Annotated in this window: 8 protein-coding genes (1 of these 8 running past the window's edge); 6 read left to right on the forward strand and 2 right to left on the reverse strand. The window is 64.5% G+C overall.

What is annotated here, in order from left to right; all coding sequences use genetic code 11:
- Positions 1 to 48: 48 nt before the first annotated feature.
- Positions 49 to 1,197: an ABC transporter substrate-binding protein gene (locus tag DEIPE_RS05910; protein ID WP_015235072.1), complete on the reverse strand. Its 1,149-nt coding sequence runs from the start codon at positions 1,195 to 1,197 to the stop codon at positions 49 to 51.
- Positions 1,198 to 1,301: 104 nt separating this feature from the next.
- On the opposite strand from DEIPE_RS05910, the gene DEIPE_RS05915 reads away from it, so the two are divergent.
- The 4 genes from DEIPE_RS05915 (at position 1,302) to DEIPE_RS05930 (ending at position 4,154) form a co-directional block, all read left to right on the forward strand.
- Complete coding sequence (locus DEIPE_RS05915; RefSeq protein WP_015235073.1) at positions 1,302 to 1,484, forward strand: hypothetical protein; 183 nt, start codon at positions 1,302 to 1,304, stop codon at positions 1,482 to 1,484.
- Positions 1,485 to 1,739: 255 nt separating this feature from the next.
- Entirely contained in the window at positions 1,740 to 2,339 is a 600-nt protein-coding gene (locus DEIPE_RS05920; protein WP_015235074.1) for a TetR/AcrR family transcriptional regulator, read from the forward strand.
- Positions 2,340 to 2,412: 73 nt separating this feature from the next.
- A complete protein-coding gene (locus tag DEIPE_RS05925; protein WP_015235075.1) occupies positions 2,413 to 3,552 on the forward strand; it encodes an acyl-CoA dehydrogenase family protein in 1,140 nt (379 codons plus the stop codon).
- 47 nt (positions 3,553 to 3,599) lie between these two features.
- Positions 3,600 to 4,154: a DUF1572 family protein gene (locus DEIPE_RS05930; RefSeq protein WP_015235076.1), complete on the forward strand. Its 555-nt coding sequence runs from the start codon at positions 3,600 to 3,602 to the stop codon at positions 4,152 to 4,154.
- 14 nt (positions 4,155 to 4,168) lie between these two features.
- Here the strand turns inward: DEIPE_RS05930 and DEIPE_RS05935 are convergent, their stop codons facing one another.
- Positions 4,169 to 4,732: a nucleotidyltransferase family protein gene (locus DEIPE_RS05935; protein WP_015235077.1), complete on the reverse strand. Its 564-nt coding sequence runs from the start codon at positions 4,730 to 4,732 to the stop codon at positions 4,169 to 4,171.
- A gap of 50 nt (positions 4,733 to 4,782) precedes the next feature.
- On the opposite strand from DEIPE_RS05935, the gene DEIPE_RS05940 reads away from it, so the two are divergent.
- Both DEIPE_RS05940 and DEIPE_RS05945 read left to right on the forward strand, forming a co-directional pair.
- Positions 4,783 to 5,877: a M20 family metallopeptidase gene (locus tag DEIPE_RS05940; RefSeq protein ID WP_157448780.1), complete on the forward strand. Its 1,095-nt coding sequence runs from the start codon at positions 4,783 to 4,785 to the stop codon at positions 5,875 to 5,877.
- 100 nt (positions 5,878 to 5,977) lie between these two features.
- Positions 5,978 to 7,526: the 5' portion of a GGDEF domain-containing protein gene (locus DEIPE_RS05945; RefSeq protein WP_015235079.1), read on the forward strand. 224 nt of this gene lie beyond the right edge of the window; the window shows 1,549 of its 1,773 coding nt (coding positions 1–1,549); the start codon lies at positions 5,978 to 5,980; its stop codon lies beyond the right edge, outside the window.

Raw genomic sequence — 7,526 nt, forward strand, 5'->3', positions numbered from 1 at the left:
CTTAAAACAAGAACCCCGCAGCCAGGGCGGGGTTCTTGTTGTTCGGGCTTAGCGTTGCGTCGAGGTCAGCTGGGTGATGCGTCCACCCTTGACCTGGCCCATGATGCGCTGGGCGATCATGTGGCCGCTCTCGTCGACCCCGGTGGAGTTGTAGACGTTCTTGTCCTTGGGCATGGCCTTGAGGGCGTCGGGCAGCTTGGCACGGATCGCGGCGACGTCCTTGGTGGTGCCGGCCAGTTCCATGGCCTTGGCGAGGGCGTGCACGCCCATGTAGTTGAGGGCCATTTCCGAGGTGGGCTCTTTTTTGTATTGGGCGCGGTAGGCGGCCACGAACTTCTGGGCGGCAGGACCACGGAAGTCACGCAGCGGCAGCACGCCCACGGCGCCTTCCATCTGGCTCACGGGCACGATCTGGTCCATTTCCTCGAACTTGGCCTGATCCATCACGATGAAGCCGCCCTTGAAGCCCTGCTCGCGCGCGGCCTTGATCACCAGCGCGGTGGGCTGCGACGGACCGCCGATGAACAGCACGTCGGGCTTCTCGGCGAGGGTCTTGGTCACGGCCGCCGAGTAGTCGGTGGTGGTGTTGTAATCGACGCCGTTGTTGGCGCCCACGGTGCCGCCCTGCTTTTTCCACTCGGCGGTCAGGGTGTCCGTCCAGGCCTTGCCGTAGGCCGAGGTGGTTGGAATGACGCCCAATTTCTTGCCGTGCGCCTGCATGGTGGTCTTCACGAACGGCTCGTGGTACATGGTGTACAGGGGCGGCAGCATGAAGGTCAGCTTGTTGCCCGACTCGACGATCTTGGGCTCGGAGCTGTAGGCGACCACCAGGAACTCAGGGTTGCGCTGGTTGAAGCCCTGCACCGTCAGGATACCGCCGGCGTGCGGAATGAACACGAACGGGGCGTTGTTCTGCTGCAGCAGACGACGTGTGTTGGTGGCCGTCTCATTGGGCAGGTATTTGTCGTCAAGCGAAACGAGGTTGAAGGTGACCTTCTCGTTGCCGACCTTGACACCGCCGGCCTTGTTGATTTCCTTGATGGCCATGTCGATGCCACTCTGGACATTCTGACCGTAGAACGCGGCGCCACCCGAGAGGGGACCGCTGAAACCGATGTTGACGACCTGTTGCGCCTGCGCTGCGCCCACGCTGGCGATCAGCAGACCGTACATGCACTTGCGAAGTAGACCTTTCATGCTTTCCTCCTATACCGACCGGTCGGTAGGCTGCACTGTGAGAAGAACGATGAGGCGACCTGGGTGATACCACAAAGATCACGAACTGAATTTGCTGTGATCGCATGCTGTCACAGCGCGGCACCAGTGTCAACGCTACCGAGGCACAAAAATGGCTGGAAAGCGCTCAGAACGCACTTTCTTCTGGCCACCTCACACAGAAGGAATCTGTTTCTCCCAGGTTCACCGCTCTGCCCAGGCTGATCTTCGTGTTCCTTTTCGCCCTGCCGGAACAGGCAACGCTCTGAAAAGCCCGCTTCGGAACCCTCGCAAATCAGCCGCCAAGTGCTGGTCATGAGATGACCGCTTTGGTCCAGCATTTTTGAAGTGAGTCCAAAAGAAAGCGTCCGTACAGGCAGATACCCAGGTTTCGTCATTTCCTCTGAAAGCGCGCTTGACGACCTCGGCGCCTCCACCGTATAAGAGAGGCGAACCCTCTCTACCAACCGGTCGGTTGCGAATGACACCGCGTTTGATTGCCGTGTCCTTCCAAAGGAGACTCCGTGTCCGTAGGAATCCGCCCAGAAGTTTCCCCTGCCAATCGCGAAACCCAGATTCTGGCGGCTGCCGCGCGCGAGTTCGCCGCCAAGGGCTATGACGCATCCTCGATGCAGGACATCGCCAACGCGGTCGGCATCTCCAAAGCCACCCTCTACCACTACTTCAAAAGCAAAGAGGAACTCTCAAACCGTCTGAGCAACCGCACGATCGAGGACATGTTCGGTTACGTGGTGCACCACTCCACCTCGGGCAGCGCCCGCACCCGGCTGACCAACTTCATGACCGCGCACGCCCGGTTTTTCGAGGAGAACCACGCCGCGTTTCTTTCCATGATCCTGATCAGGAATCCAGCGGCGGTGGACCGCGGACCGGACGCCAGTTTGTGGCGTGACCGCTACGAAGCGCATCTGCGTGCACTGCTGCGCGAAGGGGTGCGGAGTGGCGAGTTTCGTGGCATCGACCCGGTTGTGACGGGGCGCGCGATTCTGTCGTGCCTCAACTGGATGGTCCGCTGGTTCAATCCGGGCGGTACCCAGCGCGCCGAGGACGTGGCGCGCAATTATGCCGACCTCTTTCTGCGTGGTCTCGAAGAACGGTCCTGACGGGCCGGCGGTCACGCTCCGCCTTCGCATGCCTTTTTCTCCCCTTCCGCCTTTTGGCACTCCGGAGTAACCCATGGACTTCAACTTGCCCCACGAAATTCTGCAGATGCAGGAGATGGTGCGTGACTTCGCCGTCAACACCGTCGAGCCGCTCGCCCATGAAATCGAGGAAACCAACCGCATTCCGGATTCGCTGATGCGCCAGGCGGCTCAGCTGGGCCTCTTCGGTCTGTCGATTCCCGAGGAGTACGGCGGTGTGGAACTCGACATGGTCGCCAAGTGCGCCGTGTACGAAGCCCTGGGGCACGCTCACATGGGCTTTGGTGGTGTGATCAGCGCACACGCCTCGATTGGCACCACCGGCCTGCTCGCCCTCGGGAACGAGGAGCAGAAACGCAGATACCTGCCGCGCATGGCCAGCGGCGAACTGATCACCGGTTTTGCCATCACCGAGCCGTCGAGCGGCTCTGACGCTGCCAACATCCGCACACGTGCCGAGAAACGCGGAAACGAGTACGTGCTCAGCGGCACCAAGCACTACATCAGCAACGCGCCCATCGCCGGTCTGCTCACGGTCATTGCCATCACCGACCCAAGTCAGGGACCCCGGGGCCTCTCGGCTTTTCTGGTCGAAATGGACACGCCCGGCGTCACGGTCGGCAAGATCGACGACAAGATGGGTCAGAAGGGCGCACTGTCAGCCGAGGTGATCTTCGAGGACTGCGCCGTGCCCGCCTCGGCGCTGCTGGGCGAGGAGAACACCGGTTACCGTGAAGCCCTCAAGATCCTGACCAACGGCCGGGTCGGCATTGCCGCGCGGGCGACGGGCGCGATGGAGCGCCTGATCGAGCTCAGCGTGAACCATGCCAAGCTGCGCGAGCAGTTCGGCAAACCCATCGCCGAGTTCCAGGCCGTGCAGTTCATGCTCTCCGAGATGGCCGTCGACATGGAGACCAGCCGCTGCCTGTGGCAGAAAGTGGCCTGGATGGTCGACAACGGCAAGAACGTCGGCAAGGACGCCTCGATCGCCAAGCTGCACGCCACCGAGGCGCTCTCACGGGTGGCCGACAAGGCCGTACAGATCGCGGGCGGCATGGGATACATCAAGGAGTACCCCATCGAGCGCTGGTACCGCGACCAGCGGCTGCTGCGCATTTACGAAGGCACCAGCGAGATTCAGAAGCTGATCATCGCGCGCGCCCTGCTGGCCTGAGCCCGGGCACCCCGGCCTGCCGCTGTGGGCCCTGGTATCGTGGGGCCATGACCGACTTGGGAGCGTTGTTTCTACACGAGACGACGGCGCGCCTGCGCAGCGTCAAGGCGCTGGGCGAGGGGGCCCTGCAGCAGCTGAGCGATGACGACCTGCACGCGGTGCCAGGAGCGGAGTCCAACAGCGCGGCCGTGCTGGTACAGCACCTGCACGGCAACATGCGCTCACGCTGGGCACGCTTTCCCGACGAGGACGGGGAAAGCGGCCAGCGCAGGCGCGACGCGGAGTTCGAGGACGCGGGGCTGGCCCGGGCAGAACTGCTCGCCCTGTGGGAAGCAGGCTGGCAAATTTTCTTCACGGCGCTGGCCCGCACCGCGCCCGAGGACCTCGCCCGGACCATCACCATTCGTGGCGAGGCACACACCGTGCTGGCGGCCATTCAGCGGCAGGTCGCCCACTACAGCGGGCACGTGTACCAGCTCGTGTACCTCGCCAAACTGCTGCGCGGCGGCCAGTGGCAGACGCTCTCGATTCCCCGGGGAGGCTCGCAGGCCTACAACGAGGCCATGGGCCTGCCTGCCGCCGACCCGCCGGGTCCGGCCTGAAGCCTGGCCCAGCTTCAGGCCAGAATGCGCAGCCACGGCCAACGTTCCTGATAGCTGCGCGCCTTGATCTGAAACAGCTCGGGAACGTCATTGAGCGGATTGGGTCGCAGGACGCCTTGTGCCACGTCCACAAAGCCGTGAGGCGCGTACACCTCCAGTTCACCGTCACGCCGGGGGGCGATGCCCAGGCAGGTGGCCAGAATCAGAAAGCGGTCGATGCCATGCCGCGCCGAGCGCAGCGGTGGGCACGGGCGGCCAAAACGCTGAGGTGACCACAGGTGCACGCGGGCCTGATTGCGGACCTCGACCGTTACCCCGAGATCGGCAAAGAGTTCGGCCGCCACACGAATCGCCAGGTCCTCAGCTTCATAGCTCAGATCACGCCCGTCGTAATAAAAGACATCGTAGTCCTTGATGTTCTCGGTGGGCGCCCGGCCGGTCTGACAATTCCAGACCGTCTGAAACAGGCTGCCGGCCACCAGATGGGCCTGGGGCAGTTGCAGGGCAGGCAGGCGGGCCAATACTTCGCGATTGACGGGGTTTTCCAGCACGACCCTCAGAAAAGCTGAACGGTCCATGCTTCAAGGTACCCGTGACCCGGCGGCCGTGCCGTTACCATGAAACCGACATGCCAAATGCCACCGATTTTTTGCGTGACCTGATCCGCGTGCGCGCCATGCCCGGACAGGAACAGGAACTGGCCGAGCGCGTGCGGCAAGAATGGCGCGAGCTCGGCTTCGACGAAGCCTACACGGACGAGGCCGGCAACGCCCTGGGGCTGGTGCGTGGCCGCGAAACCGGCAATGCCTGGCTGCTGCTGACCCACCTGGACCACGTACACGAGGGTGATCTGAGCCTCTGGAAGCACCCGCCGTTTGAAGCAGTGCTGGAAGAGGGCATCGTCTACGGGCGCGGCGCGGTGGATATCAAAGGTCCGCTGGCAGCGCAGACGTACGCGCTGGCCGACCTGCTCGCACGGGGAGAGCGCCCGAGGCGTGACGTGTGGATTGCCGCTGTCACCGAAGAGGAAGTGGGGGGTGCGGGCGCCGCCTACCTCGTGGCGCATCCGCCCGCCCTGATCGGCGCGGTGATCGTGGGCGAGCCTTCGAACAACCAGCTGATGCTGGGACACCGTGGCGTGGCGCACGTGCACGTCACGCTGCACGGCACGGCGCACCATGCCAGCCTGCGTCTCCCCGACAACCCACTCTTTGCCCTGGGCGAGCTGCTGCGGCGCGTGGAGCACATCGATCTGCCCACCCATCCGGTGGTGGGCCGCTCAACGTTGACCCCCACGCAAGTCGTGACGGATTCGGGCAGCGAAAACCTTACCAGCAACACCGCCACCGTCACGCTCGACTGGCGCGGCAGTGAAAGCGAAGAGCAGATGCGCGCCACCCTGACAGAGTTGCTCGCCGGCCTGCCCGCGAGCGGCGAGGTCGCGCCGATGTGGACAGCCAAGAACACGCCCGGATTCGCCACCGATCCCGCCCATCCGCTGGTGGCCAAGGTGCTGCCTTACACCAGGCGCTTTCACACCGAGAGCGGGCTGTGGTCTTTTGCCACCGACGGACGCTACACCCACGCCGCAAGCTGGCCCACCGTCGGCTGGGGGCCGGGCGACGAAAAGCTGGCACACACCGTGCGTGAGGCCATCGCGGTTGCGGACCTGCAGGCCCACGCGGCGGCGCTGGGAGAACTGCTCGTGCAGGAAGCACCCTGACGTTCGGGCGGTGAAACCGTGCTGATATTTACTCATGAAAAAGGCCTTGAGCGCTGTGACAGAAACGTAATAGTCCTTCTCGTAGGGTGGGCTCAGCGTTATGCAACACGTCAGCTCCGACCTCCGATCAGTCCCTCCCCCCGAGGAACTGTCCGAACGCCTGGCCACCGCCTTGCAGGAGACCGAGCGCCTCAGCGCACACGAAGATCGCCGGGTACGGCAGATGGCCGAGGTGACAGTCAGCCTCGCGCAGCAGGCAGGAGAGATCGTGCCACAGGCGCGGGCGCGTCTGGCGCTCGCGTGGGTCATCTTCGAGAACGAGCCGGACGAGGCGGCCGAGTTGATCGGCGAAGCGCTACGGCAGGCGACCCAGGCAGCGCACAACGGCCTGGTGGCTTATGCCCGTTGCCTGCTGGCCCGGCTGGCCGTGATCAGTGGACAGACCGCGCTGCTGATGGAGCGGGCCGGTGAAGCCCTCAGTGCAGCGGAAGGCGCCGGGGTGGCCGAGCACCTCGCGCACGCCCACAGCCTGCAGAGCATCGCGCATATCCTGACGGGCAACTACGCGCAGGCCCTGTTGCACCTTGAGCGCGCGGTCGGCGGCCTCAATCCTGCCTGGCCGCCGACCCTGCGGGCGGTGCTGCTGGCCGACTCGGGCGCCACCATGAACGAGATCGGGCGGCCCCACGACGCCCGCCGCTTTCTGGAAGACGCCCTGCGCATCGCCGAGCAGCATGGGTTGCGCTTCAGCAAGATCATCACGCAGCTCAATCTGGGCACCACCCTGCTGCAGCTGGGCGAAGGCGAAGCCGGCGAGGCCGTCTTGCGAAGCAGCCTGCAGGACGTGCGCCGCGGGGGCGACCTGCGCTGGGAAGCGTACCTGCTCGCCACCCTCGGAGAGCGCGCCGTTCAGCTCAATCAGGTGCAGATTGGACGCGAGCAGCTGCAGCAGGCACTGAACCTGGCACAGCAGCAGGGCGACGCCAGCCTGATGGCCACCTCGCACCTGCAGCTGAGCCGGGCTTGCGCCGCCCTCGGGCAGACGCAGGAAGCGCAACAACATCTTTTCGCGGCCCTGATGGTGGCCGAGCAGGCCGGGCAACAGAATCCAGCTGCACAGGCACACGCACAACTCGCGCAGCTCTACGAAGCGCAGCGTGACTTCGAGCGCGCGCTGCGTCACTTCCGGCTTCATCACGACCTGATCCTCAAGCTGCGCACCGAAGAAGCGCAGCGTCGCGCACAGCTGATGTCGCTGGAACGTGAACTCGAACTTTCCCGGCAGGCTGCACAAGTGCAGTTGCAGCTGAACGCGGAGCTCGAAGCTTCGAACGCGCGCCTGCGACAGGCCAACGATCACGCCCTGCGGCAGTCCGACAAACTTGCGCGCATCGCGCACCTGGACGCGCTGACCAAGGTCGCCAACCGCCGGCGGTTCATGCAGGTACTGAGCCGTCACGTGCAGGGTGCCCGGCGGCGTCCGCAGGCTTTCTCGATTGCCGTGCTCGACGCCGATCACTTCAAGCACGTCAACGACCGCTTCGGTCACCCCATCGGCGATCAGGTGCTGCGCGTGCTGGCCCGGCTGCTCGTGCGCCTGACCCGCAGTGGAGACATGGTCGCGCGTCTGGGCGGCGAGGAGTTCGTGA

This window comes from Deinococcus peraridilitoris DSM 19664, assembly GCF_000317835.1.
Lineage (GTDB): Bacteria > Deinococcota > Deinococci > Deinococcales > Deinococcaceae > Deinococcus_A > Deinococcus_A peraridilitoris.